Annotated in this window: 2 protein-coding genes and 1 pseudogene; all 3 read left to right on the top strand. The window is 35.2% G+C overall.

Features of this window, described 5'->3' with window-relative positions; translation table 11 throughout:
- A pseudogene (locus Ctaglu_RS25715) lies at positions 1-231 on the top strand (hypothetical protein); the annotation flags it as partial.
- The gene (locus tag Ctaglu_RS24665) at positions 218-532 is read left to right on the top strand and encodes a hypothetical protein (protein WP_125006705.1); all 315 of its coding nucleotides are present in this window, start codon (positions 218-220) and stop codon (positions 530-532) included. The pseudogene Ctaglu_RS25715 and the gene Ctaglu_RS24665, both read left to right, overlap by 14 nt.
- Before the next feature lie 13 nt (positions 533-545).
- A complete protein-coding gene (locus tag Ctaglu_RS25710; protein WP_185732970.1) occupies positions 546-1370 on the top strand; it encodes a hypothetical protein in 825 nt (274 codons plus the stop codon).
- The last annotated feature ends 12 nt before the right edge of the window (positions 1371-1382 follow it).

The following is a 1382-nucleotide window of genomic DNA, read 5'->3' as shown; positions in this document are numbered from 1 at the left end:
TATGTTAAAGCTTTTAAAATTAAAAATGTTTACGATGGCAAATACAACAAAGGCAAGACTTGGCATGTAAGTGGTGGAGAGTATAGGCTTACACACTTATTAGAAAAAGGACACGCTACTAGAAATGGCGGGAGAACACAAGCGTTTCCTCATATTATTTTTGGAGAAGAACTTGCACAAAGAAGGATGGTAGAACTATCAGAGGAGGCGGTAAGAAATGCTGGACATTAAAACTTGGTTGGAAACCATAGGATTGAAGGTCGCAGAAGAACGATTCATAAAACCTCCTCCACTTCCTTATATTATTTTTACAGATAAACCTGATGTAAGCGGTGCTGATGATAGGAATTGCATAGCAGATAGAAGTATTAGCGTTGAATTATATTCATCAAAAGTAAATAAGGTAAGCGAAAAAGCAATTGAAGATTTATTAAATGAAAAAGCAATAAATTATAAAAAAGATCGTATGTGGATTGACACAGAAATGTGGTTCGAGACTACATACGATTTTAATTTAATAGAAAAATTTTAGGAGGTAATTATATATGGCAATGGAAAATGAAAAGATAACACTAGGTAGTGGGAAATTATACACAGCTGTATTTGCTGGCACAATCCCAACTGACAAAGAGCTTGAAGTTGAAACTAATTTACTAGGATTAATTGAAGGAGGTGCAGCACTAGAGTATAAACCAAAATTTGTCGAAGTATCTGACGATTTAGGACTTGTAGCTAAAACAATTTTAACAGAAGAAGAGGTTACTCTTAAAAGTGGCATTATGACCTGGAATGGTAAAACTCTTGCGAAACTATGTACTACTGCAAGAGTAACTGAAGCAGCAGGCAAAAGAACTGTAAAAATCGGTGGCGTAGGTAATCAAGATGGCAAAAAATATGTAATCAGATTTGTACACAATGACCCTGTAGATGGTGATATAAGAGTAACGATTGTCGGAAGCAATCAAGCTGGATTTAAAATGGCATTTACAAAAGATAAAGCAACAATAGTAGATGCAGAATTTAAAGCAGCACCGCTTGACGATGTGGGAACTAAAATTATCTATGAAGAATCTATCCCCTTGGAAATGGAAGCTTTAATATTAACGTCAGTTGCTGGTACATTAAGCGGAGCAACTAGGGTAGCAGTAACACCAACATTAACAGCGGGTAATAGTTATATGTATAAAACCGCTACTACTGTTACACTTCCAGAACTAAATAATATTTGCAACACTGAAACAGGATATACAACTTGGAATGGAGCAATTGATATTACAGCAGTTACAGGAAATGAAATAGAAATTATTGAAGTTGATGGTACATTTAAAGCAATCAAAGCAGGTAAGGCTACAGTTACAGCAAAGGTATAAAATAATGGGGCT

Origin of the sequence: Clostridium tagluense (assembly GCF_003865095.1) — a bacterium.
GTDB lineage: Bacteria > Bacillota > Clostridia > Clostridiales > Clostridiaceae > Clostridium_AD > Clostridium_AD tagluense.
This window is presented reverse-complemented; position numbering and strand designations above follow the sequence as displayed.